Source organism: Streptomyces sp. NPDC001219, assembly GCF_053597915.1.
Genome location: NZ_JBSFJF010000032.1, coordinates 14,519 through 36,092, shown reverse-complemented (window position 1 = coordinate 36,092; position 21,574 = coordinate 14,519). Strand labels below are relative to the sequence as shown.

General features: G+C 71.8%; 12 protein-coding genes. 4 read left to right on the top strand and 8 right to left on the bottom strand.

What is annotated here, in order from left to right; all coding sequences use genetic code 11:
- Positions 1 to 1,293: hypothetical protein (locus tag ACWC9R_RS21135; RefSeq protein WP_450733582.1), on the top strand; the 1,293-nt coding region annotated here is incomplete at its 5' end.
- Positions 1,294 to 1,299: 6 nt separating this feature from the next.
- Here the strand turns inward: ACWC9R_RS21135 and ACWC9R_RS21130 are convergent.
- Together ACWC9R_RS21130 and ACWC9R_RS21125 are read right to left on the bottom strand one after the other, a co-directional pair.
- Positions 1,300 to 3,423, bottom strand: a complete 2,124-nt coding sequence (locus tag ACWC9R_RS21130) for an ATP-binding protein (protein ID WP_450733580.1) — start codon at positions 3,421 to 3,423, stop codon at positions 1,300 to 1,302.
- Positions 3,424 to 3,684: 261 nt separating this feature from the next.
- Positions 3,685 to 3,954 (bottom strand): hypothetical protein, encoded by a 270-nt coding sequence (locus tag ACWC9R_RS21125; RefSeq protein WP_450733578.1) that lies wholly within the window; start codon positions 3,952 to 3,954, stop codon positions 3,685 to 3,687.
- Here ACWC9R_RS21125 and ACWC9R_RS21120 point away from each other — a divergent pair.
- Positions 3,938 to 5,278 (top strand): hypothetical protein, encoded by a 1,341-nt coding sequence (locus ACWC9R_RS21120; protein WP_450733576.1) that lies wholly within the window; start codon positions 3,938 to 3,940, stop codon positions 5,276 to 5,278. The genes ACWC9R_RS21125 and ACWC9R_RS21120 overlap by 17 nt on opposite strands.
- 182 nt (positions 5,279 to 5,460) lie before the next feature.
- On the opposite strand, the gene ACWC9R_RS21115 is transcribed toward ACWC9R_RS21120, so the two are convergent.
- Positions 5,461 to 6,933 carry an amino acid permease gene (locus tag ACWC9R_RS21115; RefSeq protein ID WP_450733574.1) on the bottom strand — a complete coding sequence of 491 codons (1,473 nt, stop codon included), beginning with the start codon at positions 6,931 to 6,933 and terminating at the stop codon, positions 5,461 to 5,463.
- A gap of 559 nt (positions 6,934 to 7,492) precedes the next feature.
- Between ACWC9R_RS21115 and ACWC9R_RS21110 the strand changes: the two genes are divergently transcribed.
- Positions 7,493 to 8,998, top strand: a complete 1,506-nt coding sequence (locus ACWC9R_RS21110; RefSeq protein ID WP_450733573.1) for a glutamate synthase subunit beta — start codon at positions 7,493 to 7,495, stop codon at positions 8,996 to 8,998.
- A gap of 301 nt (positions 8,999 to 9,299) precedes the next feature.
- On the top strand, positions 9,300 to 10,694 hold the full coding sequence (locus ACWC9R_RS21105; RefSeq protein ID WP_450733572.1) for a transcriptional regulator: 1,395 nt from the start codon (positions 9,300 to 9,302) through the stop codon (positions 10,692 to 10,694).
- Between the two features lie 290 nt (positions 10,695 to 10,984).
- Here the strand turns inward: ACWC9R_RS21105 and ACWC9R_RS21100 are convergent, their stop codons facing one another.
- The 5 genes from ACWC9R_RS21100 to ACWC9R_RS21080 all read right to left on the bottom strand — a co-directional run bounded on the left by ACWC9R_RS21100 (position 10,985) and on the right by ACWC9R_RS21080 (position 20,821).
- A complete protein-coding gene (locus ACWC9R_RS21100; protein WP_450733571.1) occupies positions 10,985 to 11,509 on the bottom strand; it encodes an ATP-binding protein in 525 nt (174 codons plus the stop codon).
- 421 nt (positions 11,510 to 11,930) lie between these two features.
- Complete coding sequence (locus tag ACWC9R_RS21095; protein WP_450733570.1) at positions 11,931 to 18,308, bottom strand: SDR family NAD(P)-dependent oxidoreductase; 6,378 nt, start codon at positions 18,306 to 18,308, stop codon at positions 11,931 to 11,933.
- 35 nt (positions 18,309 to 18,343) lie between these two features.
- A complete protein-coding gene (locus tag ACWC9R_RS21090; protein ID WP_450733568.1) occupies positions 18,344 to 19,678 on the bottom strand; it encodes a beta-ketoacyl synthase N-terminal-like domain-containing protein in 1,335 nt (444 codons plus the stop codon).
- 79 nt (positions 19,679 to 19,757) lie between these two features.
- The gene (locus ACWC9R_RS21085) at positions 19,758 to 19,964 is read right to left on the bottom strand and encodes a DUF5988 family protein (RefSeq protein WP_393363092.1); all 207 of its coding nucleotides are present in this window, start codon (positions 19,962 to 19,964) and stop codon (positions 19,758 to 19,760) included.
- 245 nt (positions 19,965 to 20,209) lie between these two features.
- The gene (locus tag ACWC9R_RS21080; RefSeq protein WP_450733566.1) at positions 20,210 to 20,821 is read right to left on the bottom strand and encodes a hypothetical protein; all 612 of its coding nucleotides are present in this window, start codon (positions 20,819 to 20,821) and stop codon (positions 20,210 to 20,212) included.
- Between the last annotated feature and the right edge of the window lie 753 nt (positions 20,822 to 21,574).

Genomic DNA, 21,574 nt, shown 5'->3' with positions numbered 1-21,574 from the left:
CCGACATTCGGGCTGTCTGCGGACTGGCTGCTTGCAGACGGCGAACCGTTCATGGATGGGCTTGTGCTGTCGCATCCGGAGCAACTGCAGCGGTTGCGCCGCGTATGCCCCGAGGCCGAGAAGGCAGCCGTACTCGCCGGCGACCCCTGCTTCGACCGCATGCTGGCCGCGCGCCCTTACCGGGAACGGTTCCGGCGCGCTCTGGGAGTGCGCCGCGGCCAGCGGCTGATCGTCCTGAACTCCACTTGGAACCCGGAAGGTCTCTTCGGGAACGGCGGTGACCAGGACGTTCTGCCAGGCTTGTTGCCTCGGCTCGCCGCCGAGCTGCCGACCGACGACTACCGGCTCGCAGCCATCCTTCATCCGAACATCTGGTACGGGCACGGGCCGGGCCAGATCCGTGTGTGGCTGGACCGGGCACGCCGCAGTGGCCTGACCCTGATCGATCCGGTGCACTCATGGCGCCAGGCCCTGCTTGCGGCGGACGTCGTCCTGGGGGACTTCGGGGCGGTCACCTACTACGCCGCCGCGCTGGGACATCCTGTACTGCTGGCAGCCACCGGGGAGGAGCGGCTGGACCCTGAGGCACCGCTCGCGGCGTTCGTCCGGGACGCTCCACGGCTCGACCCGCACGGCCCGTTGCGCGATCAGCTCGCAGAACTGCTGGCCCAGCACCAGCCGCTCGCCGATCCCGCGGAGTTCACCACCTCAGCCCCCGGAGCCTCGGCGGAACTGCTGCGACGGCACTTCTACGGGTTGATGGCTCTCCCCGAGCCCGCGGCCACCGCTCTGCTGGAGCCGCTGCCACTGCCGCACCACGATCCCCCACGGCGTACCAATCCGCTGGACGTCCATACCCGAGTCCACGGCGTGGATGTCGTGATCGAGCGATCCACGGGGCATCCATACGACGCTGCCGGCGAGACGCACCGCGCCGTGCACGAGGACACCCGCGATCCCGGCGATCTGGCGACGGCCGACGTCATCTGGCGTGACGGAGCGCTGGGCGATCCGCGCCTGGGAACCCCGGATGAGTGGACAGCGGAAGTGCTGCACCGTCACCCACACTGCTCCCTCGCCGTGTACGTCAGCGGTCCGGACCAATGCACTGTGCGCGTCCGCGGCCTCGGCGTTCTGCGACTGTCGGCGGCCCCCGCGGCGGACGCCGACCCGGCGGTGTACGCCTCGGCGCTGCACGCGTGGTTGACGCACGGCGGCGAGGTACCTCTTGACGGGGCGACGCTTCGGGTACACGTGGCCGGCGGCGTTCATCCGGTGGTGTGCAGCAGGTGACAGCTGCTACTGCACGGCTTCGCATCGCTGCCGGAGGCGGGCGAGGTACTCCAGGTGTGGAGTCGCCCCCTCCGGCACGAGCAGACGCTCCGCCTCCGTGATCCTGGCAAGCGCCGCGGCATCGTCGCCGGCGTCATGCAGCGTCTCAGCGAGGTCGGTAAGGACGCGGCCCTGGTTGTACGCCTCACCCTGTTCCTTGAAGAAGTCCAGCGACCTCTCCAGGTGGATGCGGGACTCCTCCAGACGATCCACGCCCCGCAGGGCACGTCCCTGGTGGCGCTCGGCCAGGGCGAGGGCGCGTGGCAGGTCCTCCGCGCCGTCCTGCTCGGAGGAGATCCGCCGGTACAGGCGTTCCGCTTCGACGAACCGCTCGTAGGCCGCTGCGTACTGCCACCGGCTCAGCATCAGCAGACCCAGCTGTTCCACCGACGACGCTTCACCCCGCATGTGGCCTGCCGCGCGCTCACCCGCGACGGCCAGGCGCGTCTCGCACTCGGCCTCCTCCCATCGCCGCAGTTCGCCATGGCAGTGACCGAGTTGGAAGTGGAGTGCGGCTGCCGTGCGGGAATCCGGGTCATGCTCGTCGGCGCACCGCGCCGCGATCTGCAGAGCGGGCAGCACCTCGTCCCAGTACCCGGCTTTCAGCTGAAGCGGCCACAGCGCGCGGGCCAGCCGCAGCGTCATGCCAAGATGCCCGTACTCCTGGGCCACTGAGACCGCCCGGATCACATTCATGGCCTCGGCCCGCAAGGCCGCCATGCCCGCGGCTTCGTCGCGGTATGGGGCGTCTTCCGCCGGAGCGGGCTCGACCCGCCAGCTTTGTGGCAGCGCGGCATGTGCGGCGTGCAGTGCCCGGTTCAGCAGGCAGTCGAGCGCTCGGGACACGGCCGCGGCACACTCCGCGATTCCGTGCTCGAGACTCGCGGCGTCGGCCAGGAGGCGTCGGACCTCGGGGCGGAAGCGGTAGCGGCCTTCATGCAGAGGCTCAACCAACTGCGTGTCCGCCGCTTCGGCCAGCATCCGGCCGGCTTCCTCCGGGGCAACGCCCGCGGCCGCCCCGGCCAGGTCGGCGTCGAAGGCGGGCCAGCCGCCCACCGCGGTCAGCCGGCACAACCTTGCCGTCTCGGGGGCGAGCCCACGGCAGGTGGCCTGGGCCATGCCGTGCACTGGAGAGCGCGCGAGAGCGCCATCCGCCGCATCCGGGAGCGACGGTTCGTCAGTCAGCAGGCTCATCGCCGCCGCCTTCAGAGCAAAGGCGTTGCCCGCACAGTGGCCCAGCAGTGCAGGCAGGTGCGGCTTGGCGAGCGCGACCTTCTCCGGGCCGGCGACCTTCCTCAGCATCTTCACCGCGTCCCGGTCCTTGAGCCGTGGTACGGCGATGCGCTCCGCCTCCAATGCGAAGGCCGGTCCGGACGCGATGACAAGGAGGAAGACCTCCGGGGTGGTGGGGATGAGAGGGCGGACCTGCGCGACGGATGAGGCATGGTCGATCACCACCAGCGCCCTTCGGCCGGCGGTCAGCCGCCGGTACAGCTCTTCCCGCCCTGCCTCAGTAGGTGGAATTCCTTCCCGCTCGACCCCCATCTTCAGCAACAGTCGCAGGAGGACGGCCGACGGCCCGGGCCCGTGCTCCGAGGCCGCGTCGCGGAGGTCGACGTAGAACTGTCCGTCGGGGTACCGGGCGGCCTGACCGGCACCCCAGTACAGACCTACCGCGGTGGTTCCGATTCCGGGCGGCCCGTACAGGAGGGCAACCCGTGGCCGGCCCTCTGCCGACCGGGCCGCCTCTCGCGTCAGCTGCTTCAGTGCCCGCTGGCGATCGGTGAAGTATCTGGTGGCAGGCGGTAGTCCCACCCCCGGGGGCAGCAGTGGCGTGGGGTCCGGCATGCTCCGCAGCAGCTGGGCCCACTCGTCATTGCGCTGCCGGTCCTGGCCCAGCCTCGTATGCAGCTCCCGCGCCAGCGCCTCCCACCCCACCGGACCGGCCGGGGACGGCGTCTCACGCCCCAGCGTCCGTCGTACCAGAGCGCCTGTCGACACAAGAGCCCGCTTGCCCATCTCCCCCGCGGCACCATTTCCCACCGCGGTGAGAAATGCGGTGAGCGCCCCCACCGTCACGATCTCCAACACGCCAGCCCCTCCCCTGGTCCCGTGCTGCGGTCCCTGGCCGGACTGTATCCCCGCCGAAGTAGCCCGGGAAAACGGTTCCTGGCTGGATCGTGCTCCCGAGGTCTCAAGGCACTCTTGTGGCGCCGGTGATGTCCCTGGCACGGAACTGAGTGACGGAGCCGAGTGCCTGGTCACCACACAGCTTCACCGGATGCCTCGCCCGCACATGAGTCGCTGACGCGGAAGCCGTTCGCCCCAGGTCAACCGAGAAGTGCCCGCCCTTTACGCAGGCTCCTCGCTGCCCGGCGACCGGGGCTCGCCGCTTCCTACGCCCCCCCCCGCGCTGATTTGGTGGCCGAGGTGATCGAGGGAGAGCGTGTAGTGCGAGGAGAGCGCTTCGCGCAGTACGCCTTCCGCCGGGCCGAGCTCGATCACGCTCACGCGGGTGATCAACTCGACGTACAGCTCCCAGGCCGCCTTCCGTTCGGCGTCATCCGGGCGCCACGTGCCGCTGATCTCTCCGACGAAGGGCACGGTGAACTCGACGGCCACCTCCGCCGGCCGGCCCATGCCTTTCCTCGCCACCATCTCCCGTGCCCTGGCCAGGTCGAAGGCTCTCCTGGCGCTGTACTCACAGGAGTACCCGCGCCGCCGTGCCTGCCAGTGGGAACTGACTTACGCGTTCCTGGCCGGGCAGCGTGAAGGAGACCCCCGGCGCCGCATCCTGGTGATCAACCCCGAGCAGTCCGCCGACCATGTGCACCCGCTGGAACTGCGCGACGCCCGACACTGGCCCGGTATCAGCAGCGAGGCCGCCGCGGATCTGCTGGCCGATCGCGTCACGTCCTATGTCAGCGACTTGAGGGGCCCGTTGGGTGGCGCCCCGGGTCCGGCGAGCCTGAGATGGCTGCCCGCTCCGATACCGTCCGGGTCCCGCCGCTTCACCGGTCGGCTGGCTGAGCAATGGCACCTCCACACGGCGTTGCACCGGCACCGCGCCCCGCTGGTCTCCCAGGCAGGCCATGGGAGGACCGCGGTGGTCCGCGGGGTGTCAGGCATCGGGAAGTCGCTGCCGGCGCAGGAGTACGCGCTGCAGTTCGCGCCCTCGTTCCCTGGCGGCATCTACTGGTTCGACCTGCACAGCGTCGGCTCCGACGCGCCCGACCGCGCGCTGGAAAGCTATGTCGGCCAGGTGCGCACCGTGGCTTCAGCGCTCGGCATCGAAGCGCGTTCGCGCTCCTTGCCTGCACTGCTCAGTCATCTGGCCGTCGCACTGGGAGAGCGCGACCAGCCCTGCCTGTGGGTGCTCGACGGCGTGCCCGACGGTCTGTCCCGAGAGCAGCTGGCCCTGCTGCACGGCCCCCACATGGTCACCGCCACCCTGCTCACCACCCGGTCCCGGCACTACGGCTCCTCCACCGAGGTGCTCGATCTCGATCCCCTGCCCGACGCCGACGCATACGAGCTGCTCACCTCGCGACGGCGGCCCACCAGCCCAGCGGAGCGTCTCGCCGCCGATGAGGTGCTTCGTGACCTCGGCGGCCATCCCCTGGCGCTCGATCTTGTCGCCGAACGCATGCTTCACGAGGATCTGTCGCGCCTGCGGCGGCTCCTGCACAGCAACAGCACCGATGTTCTGCTGCGTTGGGAACGTGCTTCGTCACCTCAGCAGCCGGCCGTGCGAGTGCCGCTCTCGTCCCGGCTGCTGCCGCGCAGCATCAAGGAACGCACCGCCGCCAACGACATCCTGCGGGTACTCGCCCTCGTGCACCCCGCCACTCTCGGCGAAGGCCCGTTGGAGCGGACCCTGGCCCCGGTCGACGGCCTTCGCGCAGCAGAGGCAGCTCATCGCGTGGCCGAGGGACCAATACCCTGATCGGTGAAGGCATTGTCCGACCGACATCACGACCGCGCTGGGAGAGCTCTCCGGAGCCGGCCTGCTCGCCGCGGGCACCGGGTGAACGCGAGCGGGCGCCCGGGCCGGTGGCCTGGGCGCCCGTTCAGCGGGTCGACGGCGTCACGGCCGTCCGGAGAGGGCCTTCGCAGGGGCCCGCCGGGTCAGCCGCGAGGGCGGCCGGTGGCCTGCAGTTCCTTGCCCTCGGGGTTCGCCTTCGCCGCGAGGTGCGGGTTGCGTGCCTTGAGGACGGCCCAGCCGATGGCCAGGCAGACGGCCCAGCCCGCGCCGACGTAGAGCGAGACGCGGCTGTCCGGGTCGATGGCGATCAGGCCGGTGACCAGGAGCAGGAACGCCACCGCGATCCAGCTGCACACCGTGCCGCCCGGCGCCGGGAAGGACGAGGCGGGCAGACGGCCGGCGACGACCGCGCGGCGGTAGAGGATGTGGCTGATGAGGATCATCAGCCAGGTCCAGATGCCGGCCGCGGTGGCCACCGAGGTGACGTAGCCGAACGCCTTCTCCGGGACGACGTAGTTGAGGATCACGCCGATGCCCATGAGGGCGGCGGAGAGGGTGATGCCGAGGGCCGGGGTCTTGGTGGAGCTCAGCTTGCCGAGGACCTTCGGGGCCTCGGAGTTGGCGGCGAGGTCGCGGAGCATGCGCCCGGTGGAGTACATGCCCGAGTTGCAGGACGACAACGCGGCGGTCAGGACGACGAAGTTGATGATCGCCGCACCGGCCGGGATGCCGATCTTCGCGAAGGCGGCCACGAACGGGCTGACGCCCGGCTGGAACTCCGTCCACTTCACGACCATCAGGATCACGCTCAGCGCACCGACGTAGAAGACGATGATGCGCCACGGCAGCGTGTTGATGGCCTTGGGCAGGGTCTTCTCCGGGTTCTCGGACTCACCCGCGGTGACGCCGACCAGCTCGACGGCGAGGTAGGCGAACATGACGCCCTGGAGGGTCATCAGGCTGGAGCCGACGCCGTTGGGGAAGATCCCGTCGTGCGCCCAGATGTTGGAGACCGCCGCGGCGTCTCCCGCCTGGCTGAAGCCGAAGGTGACGACGCCGAGGCCGATCACGATCATGCCGACGAGCGCGGTGACCTTGACCATCGAGAACCAGAACTCGATCTCACCGAAGATCTTCACCGAGATCAGGTTCGCCACGAACAGCACGACCAGGAAGACCAGTGCGGTGACCCATTGGGGGATCTGTGGGAACCAGAAGTGCACGTAGATCGCGGCGGCCGTCAGCTCGGCCATGCCGGTGACGACCCACATGAGCCAGTACGTCCAGCCCGTCACGAACCCGAAGAAGGGTCCGAGGAACTCACGGGCGTACTCCGAGAAGGAACCCGAAACGGGGCGGTACAGAAGCAGCTCACCGAGCGCCCGCATGATGAAGAAGACGATCACGCCGGCGAGGGCGTACATGAGGATGAGGCTGGGCCCGGCCTTCGCGATGTTCGCGCCCGCGCCCAGGAAGAGGCCGACGCCGATGGCGCCGCCGATGGCGATCATCTGGACCTGACGGCTGCCGAGACCGCGCTCGTAGCCCTCTTCCGGTGCCGCGCCCGAGGCTTCGTTGCCGTCGCCGGGGTTCGTGCCGACCTGCGTTGAGGTCATGTGTGGTGCGCCCTTCCGCTCCATGCCGACCCGCGCCTCTACGTGGCGACGGATCGGGTTTCGATCCCCCCGGATGCTGATGGAGTTGCATGCCGGCGGTGGCCGGCTCAAGCGCCCCCTACGCGGACATGGGTGACGTCCGTCAGGCGGTCGTGAAGATGTACCACGGGCGAATTTCAGCCAGCGTGACGCAGGTCACGGGGCGAATCGCGCAAAACGCTCCAGGCTGGGCGTATTGCCGAACGCTGTGACCTAATCGATACCGGGATCGAGTGAACCCTCGGGAACGCGCCCACGCATTGCCGATGACCCGTCGCGGTCAGTACACGGAATTTGCCAGGAATTGGCGTGGTGGAGACCGCCCGGAGCGAGGGGCGAGGTGGCGGAGCGTGAGGGGGTGGGTGGGGGCGGTCATCGTCTGCGGGAGGGCGGAGCCGTCCTGGTGGTGGCTTGATCCAGTCGACCTCCGGACTCCCCGCCGAGTCAGGAAAGCCGGATGAACCAGGCGTAGGCTGACAGAACGCCCTGTGCACCATGTGTGAACGATGGAGGGCGGCGCATGACCGACCCACGCGGCTTCCTCAAGGCTCCCCGGCGGCCCGTTCCGCCGCGGGCCGTCGAGGAGCGGCTGAGCGACTGGCACGAGGTCTACGCGGGGCAGGCGCTGCTGCCGCTGGTCGCCGAGCAGGCGGGGCGGTGCATGGACTGCGGCATACCGTTCTGCCACAGCGGCTGCCCGCTGGGGAACCTCATCCCCGAGTGGAACGCGTACGCGACGCGGGGCAACTGGCGCGCGGCGTCCGAGCGGCTGCACGCGACGAACAACTTCCCCGAGTTCACCGGGCGGCTGTGCCCGGCGCCCTGCGAGGACGCCTGTGTGCTGGCGATCAACGCCGATCCGGTGACGATCAAGAACGTCGAGCAGGCCATCGCCGACCAGAGCTGGGAGCAGGGGTTCGCGCCCCCGCATCCGCCGGAGCGGCTGAGCGGGAAGAGCGTCGGCGTCATCGGCTCCGGGCCCGCGGGGCTGGCGGCCGCGCAGCAGCTGACCCGCATCGGGCACACCGTCGCCGTCTACGAGCGCGCCGACCGGATCGGCGGACTGCTGCGCTACGGCATCCCGGCGTTCAAGCTGGAGAAGCGGTACCTGGACCGCCGGATCGGGCAGATGCGGGCCGAGGGCACCAAGTTCCGTACGGGGGTGGACGTCGGCGGCGCGGTCGACGCCACCGAGCTGGGACGGCGGCATGACGCGCTCGTGGTGGCCGTCGGTGCCACGGAGCAGCGGGAGCTGCCCGTACCGGGGCGGGAGCTGGCCGGCATCCACCAGGCCATGGAGTACCTGACGCTCGCCAACCGGGTCGCGGAGGGCGACCGTGCCGCGTCCCCGGTCACCGCCGAGGGCCGGCATGTGGTGATCGTCGGCGGCGGGGACACCGGCTCGGACTGTCTGGGCACCGCCCTGCGCCAGGGCGCGGCCTCCGTGGTGCAGCTGGACATCAACCCGGAGCCGGGCGACGCCCGGCCCGACACCGAGCCCTGGCCCGTCTATCCGAAGGTCTACCGGATCTCCCACGCGCACGAGGAGGCCCGGGGCCGGGCGGGCACCGATCCGCGGTTCTTCTCCTCCGCCACCCTCCGGTTCGAGGGCGACGCGGCCGGGCGGGTGCGCGCGCTGTGTCTGACCGAGGTGGAGCCGGCGGCCCGGCGGCCGCTGCCGGACACCGAGCGGGTCATCCCGGCGGAACTGGTGCTGATCGCCCTCGGCTTCTCCGGTCCGGAACGGGACAGCGGACTGATGGCGCAGCTGGGGCTCACGCTGGACGCCCGGGGGAACTTCGCCCGGGACGACGGGTTCCGGGCGGCGCGGGGTGGCGGCGCCGGGGCGGAACGCGGCGTGGCGGCCGGGGTCTTCGTCGCGGGCGACGCGGGACGGGGGCAGTCCCTGGTGGTGTGGGCCATCGCGGAGGGCCGGGCCGCGGCGGCGGCCACGGACCGCTATCTCACCGGCTCCACCGCGCTCCCGGCGCCGATCGCGGCGACGGACCGGCCGCTGGTGGCCTGACGCCCCCCCGGGGGCGGTCCCGGCACCTACGGCTCACGCGGGTGCGCGGGTGGCGGTGGTTGTGCGCGGTGGGGAGCGGTGGGCGCCGGAGGGGACCGCGGGGGCGCGGAGGGCGGGCGAGTGCGGGGGGCGGGCTTCTGGAGCCCCCTCATGCACCTTTGCTACAGGGCGCAACGCCCAGGCGACGACTTGACTTTGGTCATGGCGATTCAGTCCCGCTTGTTGGGTATTGACTGTCCTGTCCCGTTGTCTCTGGATATGCCAACGTGAATCGTTGGCGGCATGTGCTTGGAGGCGCACCATGGCCGCCCGACCACTCGTCGCGCGTCAGACCAACCAGCGGCTGCGGTCGCTGATCCAGGAAGCCTCACTGTCCAACTCCGCCCTCGCCCGCCAGGTGAACGTCCTGGGCGAGGCGCAGGGGCTGGATCTGCGGTACGACAAGACCTCCGTGAGCCGGTGGCTGAGCGGTCAGCGGCCGCGCGGCCGGGTGCCGGCCATCATCGCCGAGGCACTGAGCGGCAAACTCGGCCGCACGGTCTCGACGGAGGAGATCGGCATGGCCAACGGCAACAGCGTGACCTGCGGGGTCGGCCTCCACTTCGCGGCCACGGTGGAGGGCGCACTGGAACAGGTCAGTGAACTATGGCACATGGACGCCGAGTCCAGGGGGCTTTTGTCACGTTCCGCCATGACCGCCTCCGCTCTGGTCGAGCCCAGCAGGGACTGGCTGATCAGTTCCCCGGACCCGCAGGTGGCACGCACCTGGCGGGTGGGGCCCCGCGTGGGGGCGACCGACGTGGAGCTGGTCCGGACGACCACCCAGGCGCTGGCCGAACTCGACCACCGGGTCGGCAGCGGATACGTCCGGCCGGTCATCGTCTCCTGCCTCAGCAGTGTGCTGTCCGGTCTGATGGACGGGAGTTACGGGGAGGCCACCGGGCGCCAGCTGTTCGCCGCGGCCGCCCGGTTGACGGAACTCGCCGGGTACACCGCCCTGGACATCGGGCAGCCGGGCCTGGCGCAGCGGTACTACATCCAGGCGCTGCGGCTCGCGCAGGCCGCGGACGACCGGTGCTACGGCGGCTATGTGCTGGCGGCCGGACTGAGTCATCTCGCCGTCGGCGCCGGCTGCTCCCGGGAGGCGGTGCAGCTCGCCCGTGCCGCGCAGGAGGGCACCCGGGGGCTGGCCCCGCTGGCCGCGCAGGCCATGTTCTACGCGACCGAGGCCCGCGGCTACGCCATGCTCGGGGACGCCCGGATGTGCAAGATGCTGGCGGACAAGGCCTCCGAGGCGATGGCGCACGTGGTCCCGGGGGACGGCCCCGACTGGATCGCCCACTTCGACCGCGCCTATCTGGCCGACGAACTGGCGCACTGCTACCGGGACCTGAAACAGCCCCGGCCGGCCGCCCGGCGGGCCGAGGAGGCGCTCGCCCGGCATCCGCGGACCCGGGTGCGGCGCCGGGCCATCGATCTGCTGCTGCTGGCCACCGTCCTGGCACAGGCCGGTGACGTCGAGGAGGCGTGCCGGGCCGCCGCCCAGGCGGTGGCGCTGCTCGGCAGGATGAGGTCGGCGCTCGGCGAGCGGTATCTCCAGCACTTCAGGGACGAGGTACGGCCGTTCGGCGACACGGCGCCGGTGCGCGAGTTCGACGCCCTGGTGCAGGAGAGCGGTGTGCGGGTGCCCTCGTGACGCCCGTCCCGCGCCGGACGGGCCGGCGGGCGGGGTGCGGGGGCACCGACGGCCGGCGGGCCCGTACCGTCCCGCGGGGAGGGGGTGCGGAGCCGGAGCCCACCGGACCGTCGGCGGCGGGGAGTCACCCGCGAGGGGTGCAGCGGCGGAGGGGTACCGGTCGCCGGTGGCGCTCCGGTCCGCCGCTTGGGGTGTTCCGTCGTGCGGGGCCCGCGTGCCTGCCGCGGACCCCGCGTCGCCGGGTTCCGTTCCGTGCGGCCGGCCGCCGGGACCGGCCCCGGAGAGCCGCGTTACGGCGCCACGCCGTGCGGGACGCCGGCCGCCAGCGGCACCGACGCCCACACGGTGCAGCCGCTGTCCGCCTCGATCCTGCGGCCCCATTGCGCGGAGGACTTGGCGACCAGCTCCAGGCCGCGGCCGTGCTCCTGCGCCGGGCCCGGACGGCGCATCCGGGGCACCGACGGCGTCCCCCCGCGGTCGTGCACCTCGAGGTGCAGATGGTTATCCGCTCTCCCCATCCGGCAGGTGATACGGGTTCCGGCGGAATACTGAAGAGCGTTGGTGAACAGTTCCGACAGGATCAACAGCACCAGAAAGCGTGTGTCCTCGTCGTCTATGTGCTGTCCGTCGAGCCAGGAGCGCGCCAGGCTCCGGCAGACGGGTACGGCACGTTTCAGCGCCGGCAGCCGCAGCACCACGCGTTGCGCGGAACCCCAGCAGTCAGCGGGAACCAGAGAGTTTCTTTCCTGGGGCCAGCCGGCGATATGCCGGGCGGTTATGGTGACTTCGGCCGAATGCATTGTGGTGGGTAACATGACTACCCCTTTCGTACCTGCCTCATGGACGCCGATGCCGGTATCGCCACATGAAGCACGCCGCGCCATCGCTCGATCCGTCGTGGCGGCCTGGGGAGTTCGCCGCGCCTCCGGTCTGCACCGGACCGCTTCCGCCCTCTTCCCGTCTCTATTCAAGCAGCGCCTCAGGACGCCCGGGAAGGCGTACGGTGCAGCAGTGGGAGCGGCCGGGGATTTCACCGACGCGAAATACTATGACCATAAAAAAACCGTTGCGCATTATGCGCCAATGCCATTGACGAAAATGGCCGGCGGCTGCGCCGGAAAGGAATGCGGCGGGAATGCGGAAGAAATGCTACCGCTTCTGCCGCGCCGTGAACAGACGGACGCCCGGCGGGCTTTGCTGCCCGCCGGGCGTGGTGTGCCCCCGTTGACCGGGGGGTTACGGTGCCGTCAGTTCCAGGCCCAGCTGCTCGGCGACACCGGCGGCGAGGGCGACCAGCGTCGGATGCTCCCAGACGAAGTTCCGCGGCAGGCTGAGGCCGAAGGAACGGTCGATGCGGGCCCGGAGCTCCATGGCCAGCAGGGAGTCGAACCCCAGGGACTTCAGCGGGGTCTGCGGGTCGAGCGAGCTCTTGCCCATCCGCAGGACGTCACGGACGTGGCCCGCCAGATGCTCCTCCAGCGCCGCCCTGCGGGCCAGGCCGGGCGGCAGGGCGGCGAGCCGGGCCCGCATGTCCTCGGCGCCGTCGGCTGCCGGGGCCTGCTCCGCCGGGGGTGCGTCGCCGGACAGCCCGCTGAAGAAGGGCAGATGACGGCCCGCGGGCGGCAGCCAGGTGTCCGGCGGGCCGGGGAGCACCCCGGTCTGCACCCGCCGGTGTGCCAGCAGCGTCCGGAACGCCGCCAGCCCCTGGTCCGTGGGGATGGTGCGGTAGCCGCGGCTGCTGAAGTCCGTGGCGACCCCGATCTCGCCCCACGGGCCCCAGTTGACGGCCAGCGTCGGCATGCCCTGCCCGGAGCGCCAGGCCGCGAACCCGTCGAGCCAGGAGTTCGCCGCGGCGTAGGAGCCCTGGCCGGGGTTGCCCAGCAGCGAGGCCATCGAGGAGAACACCGCGAACCAGTCCAACGGGTGCTCCGCGGTGGCCCGGTGGAGCTGCCAGGCGCCGTCGACCTTCGGCATCCAGACCCGTTCCAGCTGGTCGTCGGCGACGTTGGCGATCACCGCGTCGTCCAGCACCATGGCGCAGTGCACCACGCCGTGCAGCCGGAACCCGTCGGCCACCGCGGTGGACACCAGCCGCTCCGCGACGTCCGGATCGGCGATGTCCCCGAGGACCACGGACACCTTGGTGGTCTTGCCGATCACCGTGGCGAGTGTCTGCGCGGCCTCGGGGTCCGGTGCGGAGCGGCCGTTGAGCACCAGATGGCCGGCGCCGTGGCCGGCGAGCCACTTCGCCGTGGCCAGGCCCAGACCGCGCAGCCCGCCGGTGACGATGTAGGCCCCGCCCTCCTGTACCGGCATGTCCATGTCGGGCAGGACCGCCGGGGCCTCCCCGCTGTCGGGCACCGTCAGCACCAGCTTGCCGATATGGCCGGCGCCGGCCATGGTGCGAAAGGCCGTGGTGGCCTCCGACAGCGGGTACTCCGTGCAGTGCAGGGGCTTGAGCCGGCCGTCCTCGAACGCGGCGAGGACCTCCTGCCACACCGTGGCGAAGGTGTCCGGGCGGTTGCGCCGCAGCTCGATCAGGTCGACCGTGCTCAGGGTGACGTTGTGCCGCAGCGGCAGCATGCCCAGCGGGGCGTCCGCCAGGATGTCGCGGACCCCCAGCTCCACGAAGCGGCCGAACGGGCGCAGGGTCTCCAGGCCCGTCCGGATGGCCGCCCCGGACAGCGAGTTGAGGACCACGTCCACGCCTTCGCCGTGGGTCGCCTCGCGGGTGCGTTCGCCGAACTCCAGGGTGCGGGAGTCCATGACGTGGCGGATGCCCATGCCCCGCAGATAGCGGCGCTTGTCCTCGCTGCCGGCCGTGGCCAGCACCTCGGCACCCAGCATGCGGGCCACCGCGATCGCCGCCAGACCGGTGCCGCCGGTGGCGGAGTGGATCAGCACCCGCTCCCCGGCGCCGAGCCGGGCGACCGAGCGCAGCGCGTACCAGGCGGTCAGGAAGGCGATCGGCAGTCCGGCGGCGACCGCCGGTTCGATGCCGAACGGGACGGGCGCCACCGCGTCGGCGGGCACGGTCAGGAACGACCCGAACGCGCCGCCCCGCAGATCGACCGCGATCACCTCGTCGCCGGCCTGCAGGCGCTCCACCCCGTCGCCGACCGCGCTGACCACTCCGGCGCACTCGAAGCCGATGCGGTAGCGGACGTCGGTCTCGCCGGGGAGCAGGCCCATGGCCGTGAGCACGTCGCGGAAGTTCAGGCCGGCGGCGGTGACCCGCACCTCGACTTCGCCGGGCCGGGGCGCGCGCCGTTCGGTGACGGCGTACTCCAGGCTCGACAGATCGCCCAGGCGGCCGGCGCGCAGCCGGAACCCGTCCGTGCCGTACCGGACCGTGCACGAGGTGGCCGCCTCGTCCTGCCCGCCGCTGGGTGCGGCGTGCTCCAGGCGGGCCACGTACCGGCCGCCGGGGCGCAGCACGACCTCGTCGTCGTCCGCGTCGGCCAGCAGTTCCAGGGAGACCTCCTCGGGATCGGCGTCGTGCGGGTCGGCGTCCACCAGCACCGGCCGGATCTCGGGGTGTTCCAGGGCGGCGACCCGCAGCAGTCCGCGCAGGGCGCTCTGGCCGAGGTCGACCGGGTCGCCCGGCGTCAGGGCGCGGGCCCCGCGGGTGACGACGTACAGCCGGGGCGCGTCCGAGGTGGCGGTGAGCGCCTGGAGGGTGCCGAGCAGCCGGCGGGTGCGCCGCAGGGACTGCTCGGTGGGCTCCCCGCCGTCCTCGGGCCCGCACACCAGCACCACCCCGCGCGGGGTTTCGAGGGCGGCGGTCAGCCGCCCGGTGAGGGCGTCGCGGAAGGCGGCGAGGGTGCCGTCGTCGAGCGGCCGGTCCCAGACGGCGGTGCGGGCGCAGCGGGTGCGCAGCGCGGCGGCCAGCGCCTGCGCCGAGCCGTCCGCCTCGCCCACGACCATCCAGCTGCCCGGGGCGTGGCCGCCGTCGGGCGCCGCCCGGGGGGTGGCGCGCCAGCCGATCTCCAGCAGCCAGTCGTCGACCGCCGGGGTGCCGCGGGCGGCCGCGCGCCGTGCGAAGCGCAGACCGTTGACGACGAGCACCACGGCGCCGCTGTCGTCCAGGAGGCGCACGTTCGCCACGATGGCTTCCGCGGTGATCTCGCTGACGTGGGCGTGGCAGTACACGGCGCTCGCCGGGTCACCGATGAGGCGCAGCGCCTGCATGCCCACCGGCAGCACCAGCGCCTGGTCCTCCTCGTTGATCAGCGGCGCCACCGCGAGCTGGGCGCACACGTCGAGGAGGACGGGGTGCACCGGCAGCCCGGGGGGCGGGCTGGTCGCCTCGCGCGGCACCCCGACCTCGGCCCAGAAGCTGTCGTTGTGGCGGCCGGCGTTCAGCCGGCGGACACCGGTGAAGGCCGGGCCGTGCTCCAGGCCGCGCCGGCGCAGACCGGCGTAGAGGTCGGCCGGATCGACGGACAGCGGATGGCGCAGGCTCATCTCCTCGACGGATCTGGGCCGCAGCTCGGGCCGCACGCTCAGCCGGTGCAGCACCGCCTCCGCCTGCGGCTCCCACTCGCCGTCCTCGTTCCGGGCGAGGATCTGGCACTGGGCCCGGTCCGGCGCGGTCAGGGTGACGACGGTGGAGACCTCGGTGTCCTGCTCCAGCCGCAGCAGCTGCTTGAACTGGACGTCGGTGACCTCCACCTCGTGCGGTGCCGCGCCGAAGACCTCGCAGGCCACCGAGAGGGCCAGCCCGCAGTGCGCCGCACCGGGGAAGACGGCGTTGCCGTGCACCCGGTGGTCGGCCATCCAGGGCAGCGCGCCGGTGCCGGCGTCGGCGCGCCAGCAGTGCCGCACCGGCTCGCCGGGGAACTCCGTGTGGTGGCCGGGCAGTTGGGCCCGGGGCGCCACGGCCGGGGCCGCCGGCCGCGGGGCGTCGGCCCAGTGGTGGCGCCGGTCGAAGGTGACGGTGGGCACGTCCACCAGCGCGCCCTCGGCGTAGAGGTGCCGCCAGTTCACCGGCACCCCGGCGCAGTGCAGCGCGGCGAGCTGGGTGCGCAGCGTGGACTGGTCGTCCTCGTCGCGGCGCAGGGTGGGCAGGACGACGGGGTCGGTGACGAGACCGGCCAGGCTGCTGGCCACGGAGTGGGTGACGACGGGGTGCGGTGCGACCTCGACGTAGACCACGTGCCGGTCGGCCGCCGCGGCGGCCACCGCCTCGGCGAACCGCACCGGGCGGCGCAGGTTGTCGCACCAGTAGTCGGCGTCGAAGGACGGGGTCTCCCCCGGGTCGACGACCGTCGAGTAGAACGGCACCTTGGGCTGCCGGGGCGCGAGTCCGGCCAGCGCCGAGCGGAGCGCCGGCAGCACCGGGTCCACCAGCGGGCAGTGCGAGGCGACGTCCACCGCGATCGGGAACACCGGGATCTTCCGGGCCTCCCAGGCGGCGGCCAGTCGGCTGACCTCCGTGGTCCGCCCGGCGACGACGGTGGAGTCGGGCGCCGAGAGGACGGCGACGGACACCGTGCCCGCGCTGTCGGCGAGTTCCCCGCGCACCGTGTCGGCGTCCAGGCCGACGCTGAGCATGCTGCCGCTGCCGGCGATGTCGCTCAGCAGTCCGGAGCGCCGGCAGATCACCCGGACACCGTCGGCCAGGGTCAGCGCCCCGGCCACCACCGCCGCCGCGACCTCGCCCATGGAGTGGCCGATCACCGCGGCGGGTTCGACGCCGTACGAGCGCCAGGTGGCGGCGAGGGCGACCTGGAGGGCGAACAGCACCGGCTGCACCGTGCCGCAGCCCTGGACGGTCTTCCCCTGCCGCACCACATCGAGCACGGACACGTCGCTCTGCGCCCTGATCAGCTCGTCGAGTTCGGTCAGGGCGTCGAGGAAGGCCGGTTCGGCCTTCAGCAGCCCGCGTCCCATGCCGGGCCACTGGGAGCCCTGGCCCGAGAACACCCACACCGGCTGCCGTTCGACCGCGGCGCCCACGGCGCCGGTCACCACCGCCGGGTGCCGCTCCCCGGACGCGAACGCCCGCAGCGAGCCGATGAGTTCCTGACGTGCGGCGGTCACCACGCCCATCCGTCCGCGGCCGCCGCAGCGCCGCAGCGCCAGGGTGTGCGCGATGTCGCGGAGCGGCACGGTGGCGCCGTCGCCCTCCATCCAGTCCGCGAGCCGGGTGGCCGCGGCCGGCAGGACGTCCGGGGAGCCGGCCGACACCAGGAAGACGTCGGAGGACGACGGCGCCGGCCGGCCGGTGTCCCGGCTCCGTGCGGGCCGCGGTTCCGGGGCCTGTTCGAGCACGACATGGGCGTTGGTCCCGGAGAAGCCGAAGGAGGAGACCGCGGCCAGCCGGGTGGCCGTGCGCAGCGGCCACGCGGTCAGTTCGGTGGGGACGAAGAAGCGGGTGCCCCCGGGGGTGATGGCCGGGTTCCAGCGCCGGAAGTGCAGGTTGGCCGGGATGATGCCGCGCTGGAGGCACAGCACGCTCTTGATCAGCCCGGTGACCCCGGCGGCCGGTTCCAGGTGCCCCACGTTGGTCTTCACCGACGTCAGGGCGCAGCGGCCCGGACCGTAGCCGTAGACCTCGGCGAGGCTGGCGAACTCGATGGGGTCGCCCACGGGGGTGCCGGTGCCGTGGGTCTCGACCATGCCCACGTCGCGCGGGTCGACCCCGGCCTGGGCGAGGGCGTCCAGGTAGAGGGCCCGCTGGGCGGTCACCGACGGTGCGGCGAGGCCTTCGGACGAGCCGTCCTGGTTCGTGGCCGAGCCGCGCAGCACGGCCAGTACCCGGTCACCGTCCCGCAGCGCGTCGGCGAGGCGCTTGAGCACGACCACGCCGCAGCCCTCGCCGCGCACGAACCCGTCGGCGTCGGCGTCGAAGGTCCGGCAGCGGCCGCCGGCCGACAGCATGCCCATGCGGGCGAAGGACCGGGTGATGCGCGGCTGGAAGCTCAGGGTGACGCCGCCGGCGAGCGCGACCTCGCACTCACCGGCGTCCAGGGCCCGGCGGGCCATGTGCACCGCCACCAGGGAGGAGGAGCAGGCGGTGTCCAGCGCCACACACGGTCCGTGCAGACCGAGCAGGTAGGAGATCCGGCCGGCCGCCACACAGTGCCCGTTGGTGAGGATCGACCCCTCCAGCTCCTGGGGCCGGCCGGCCAGTTGGTCCATGTAGTCGCTGTAGCTGATGCCGGCGAAGACGCCGGTGCGGGTGCCGTTCATCCGGTCCGGGGGGAGGCCGGCGTGTTCCAGGGCCTCCCAGGTGACCTCCAGCAGCAGGCGGTGCTGGGGGTCCAGGACGTCGGCCTCCCCGCCCGCGACGCCGAAGAACTCGGCGTCGAAGCCGGTCACCTCGCGTAGATAGCCGCCCTGACGGGGCGTCGGTGCCCGGCTCCCCGGACCGGGGGAGTCCTCGGGAACCAGGCGCCGGCGCTCCGCGGGCATCTCGCCGACCGCGTCGCGCCCGTCGGCCAGCAGCCGCCACAGGGCGGCGGGCGAATCGGTGTCACCGGGGAGCCGGCAGCCCATGCCGATCACGGCGACGGGCTCGGTCCCGGGGGTGGGATGTGTCTCCGCGGTGGAGTGTGTCCCGGGGGTGGGTTGTGTCTCGGCTGGCGAGCCGTGCTTGTCGTTGCTCATCGGGGCTCCGTATGTGGGAGGTGATCTGCCCGTGGTCACACGGCTTCCGGACTGCCGAGGAGGATGGCGTTCTTCACACCGCCGACCTGGTAGTTGAAGCTCAGCGCGTAGTCGAAGTCGAGCGGGCGGGGCCGCACGCCGGGGACGGGGTCGAAGGGGAGCCCCTCGGCCGGCTGCTCGCAGTTGGCGGTGGGGCAGACCTGCCCCCGCTCCATCATCATCAGCGTCATGGCGACGCCCAGGCAGCCGGCCGGTGCCCCGTTGTGGCCGAAGCAGCCCTCCTGGGACGTGACCAGCACATCGCTTTCAGGCCCGTACAGCTCCCGGATGGCGGCCGCCTCGAAGGCGGTGACGACGATGTTGCCGTCGCTGCCGCCGTGGACGTACGGCACGTCCTCGATCCGCCACCGGTCGCCGAGGCAGCGGCGGACGGCGGTGACCAGCTCGGCACCGGTCTCGTCGGACGCGAGGGGGTTGGCCAGGCCGTCGCGGGTCATGGCGGTGGCCAGCACCTGGCCGTAGGTGTGCGCACCGCGCCGGGCGGCGTGCTCACGGCTCTCCATGATCACGGTGGCGGCGCCCTCGCCGTGGTTGATGCAGTCCGCCCGCCGGTCGTAGGGGCGCATCAGGGAGCTGAAGGACGGCAGCAGCTCCGGCATGCCGGTGGTGCGGAGGTCGTCGTAGGTCTGCTGGGCGCCGCTCAGCAGCCGCTGGATGTTCTGGATGAGGTGGACGTTGAAGACGTCGACGCCGGTCACCACCGCGACCTCGACCTCGCCCTGGGCGATCATCCGCCGGGCGTTGCCGACCTGCACGGCGGACGAGGCGCAGCCGCACGAGACCGTGAAGCAGGGGCCGTTGGACTGGGTCAGGGCCGCCTGGACCAGGGCGACGTCGGAGGGTGTCACGGCCTGTTCGGCCGCGACGAACAGCTCCATGGCGTCCGGTGCGCTGGTCTTGCCGGGGTCGGCGCCGAGCACCGAGAGGTAGCTGTCGATGTTGGCGTCGACGCCGCCGCGCCCGACCAGGATCGCGGCCTCGCTCAACGCGCCGCCGTGGAAGGACAGCCCGGCGTCGGTGGTGGCCTCCGCCATGGACACCAGGCCGAAACGGTGCGCCGAGGTGTAGTGGCGGGAGAAGAACGGCGGCACATCCGGGAGCCGTTCGTCGAACATCTCCTGGGTGAGCCCGACCGAGCCGTAGTAGACCTCGTCGCGCTTGAGGCAGGACCGGCCGTTGGAGATCACCGACCACATGTCGTCGGCGGTGAACACCGGCTCGCTCTGGCCGGGCAGACAGAATCCGACACCGGTCACCATCACGTCCCGGTTCGTGTTGCGCTCCCCGGAGTTTCCATTCCGTTGGTTCATGACAGAACTCCGTCCCTCAGGCGGTTCAACATGTTCGTTCTCCTCTGCACTTCGCTTTCTTCTGCGGGGCGCACAACGCCTACTCGGCGATTCGCGTGCGGTAACACCAGCGATAGACCGGGATCTGCTGACCGCCCAGATCCGCGTATTCGCCGTAGAATTCGAAACGTTCGTACCCGTTGCCCCGCAGGAGCCTTATCGGATCGCCCGCGTCGTCACGCATGTGCTGCGGCAGGGCATTTCCCTCAGGCCCGTCGACGAGGATCACCATTCTTCTTTTCGCCATACTGTTCTCCGGTGTTTCTGTCGCAGTGGGTTGTGTGGGGGGCAGGCTTCAGAGGTGAGGTGGGGGGACCCGGGTGCAGATCACTGCGGGACCGGTTACGGCGAAGTGACAACTGCCGGACCGGTCTTGACTGATGGCGCGGCGACGGCGACTGGGAGGCCGTCGTCGGCGGTACGGGCGCGGTGTGCACGGTGACCTTTCGCGGTCCCGGCGGCGCCCGGGGCAGGCTGCGGGTTATGGCCCGCTCAGGCCTTGTTACTGAATTCCGCCGCGGCGGGCGCGGCGGGACGGGTGCCGGTGACGCGGGCGGCGGTCACCGGCACACTTCCGGTCCGGACGGAGCGGCCCGTTCCGCACGGCACCCAATTCCCTTTCGGCGAGGCGGAGATGAAGAACTCCATATCCTCGGTCACGGCGCTGCCGCCGCCCGTGCAAGGGAAGGGGAGCCGTTCACCGCACGCGGCGGTGAACGCCGGTACGGGCCGTTCGTCGGCGCCGGGGACTCGGTCGACCCGGGCCGCCGCGGCGGTGCGGACATGCCGGGCGGATTCCCCGAGGACGGGGAGGGGGACCCGTCCGGCCGGGGAATCCGCGGTGGTGGTGCGCCGGCGTACGGCAGCTGAGCCGCTGCCCGCCGGCGGGGTGTGGAGCGGGTGGGTGCGGTGCGGGGCCGGCGCCGAGGGGGTGGCGCCGGACGCGGGTGCCGGGCCGGCCGCGGCGGGGAGCGCGGCGTTCGCCTCCGGCATCGGGAGACGCAGGTCACCGGCGTACCGGTGGGGTTGTGGTGCGCCCGCGGTGCGGGCCGGGATCAAGGCCTCTGCGCCGTTGAGCCGGCGAATGGTGGGAATGGTTCGCATGACGCCCCCTGATCCGAATGTGGGGGCCGATCAGCCGGTGCCGAGGTGCCGGCACCGGCTGACGGATCCAAAACCCTCTACCGGGGACGCCCATACGGCATCTCGGTCTGACCGCAACCAGGCGCTGGGCCGGGCCAACGGGTAGGCCAGGTGCCGCTCCCCGGAGAGGATGGGCGGCCCACCGGTTGGATGCGACTAGTTATCCATGCGGCTCGGCGGGCTACAACAGTCAACCGATAAGGCCACCCGTTCGGAGCAGCGCGAAAAGCGGAATCCCGTACCAACTTGCGCAATGGCCTGAGGAGATGCCTTTATTCCACTCATGACTGATGCAGCGTTGGATTGCTCACTGTGCCGGCTTGATCGCGATGCAGAACCGCGCGCAGCAGCAAGCTCGCCGCTTGTCATTTGTGTGTGTGGAACACAGCGGGAACCGACGCGCTGGCAATAGCCGACCGCCGCCGGCCGCCGCTGACAGTGACAATGGAAGTCACTTCGACCTCGGCAAAGCCCATGCCGTCTCCGCATCTTCCGTTGGCCTTGAGCGAGTTGGAGGTGCGTCCACAATCCTCCCGTACCGGTGAGTGATCCACGGGAGACCGCCGGCGCGGACCGTGTGCGGTGGAGCCCGGCCTTTCCCGGCCCCGGCCAACTGCCGTTCCTCTTCCGCGGCAAGCGGCGCGGACTCCTGCCCGCCGCCGGTCCCGGCGGCTCTTCACACCGTCCACCGGCACGATGTGGTCACGATTTCCC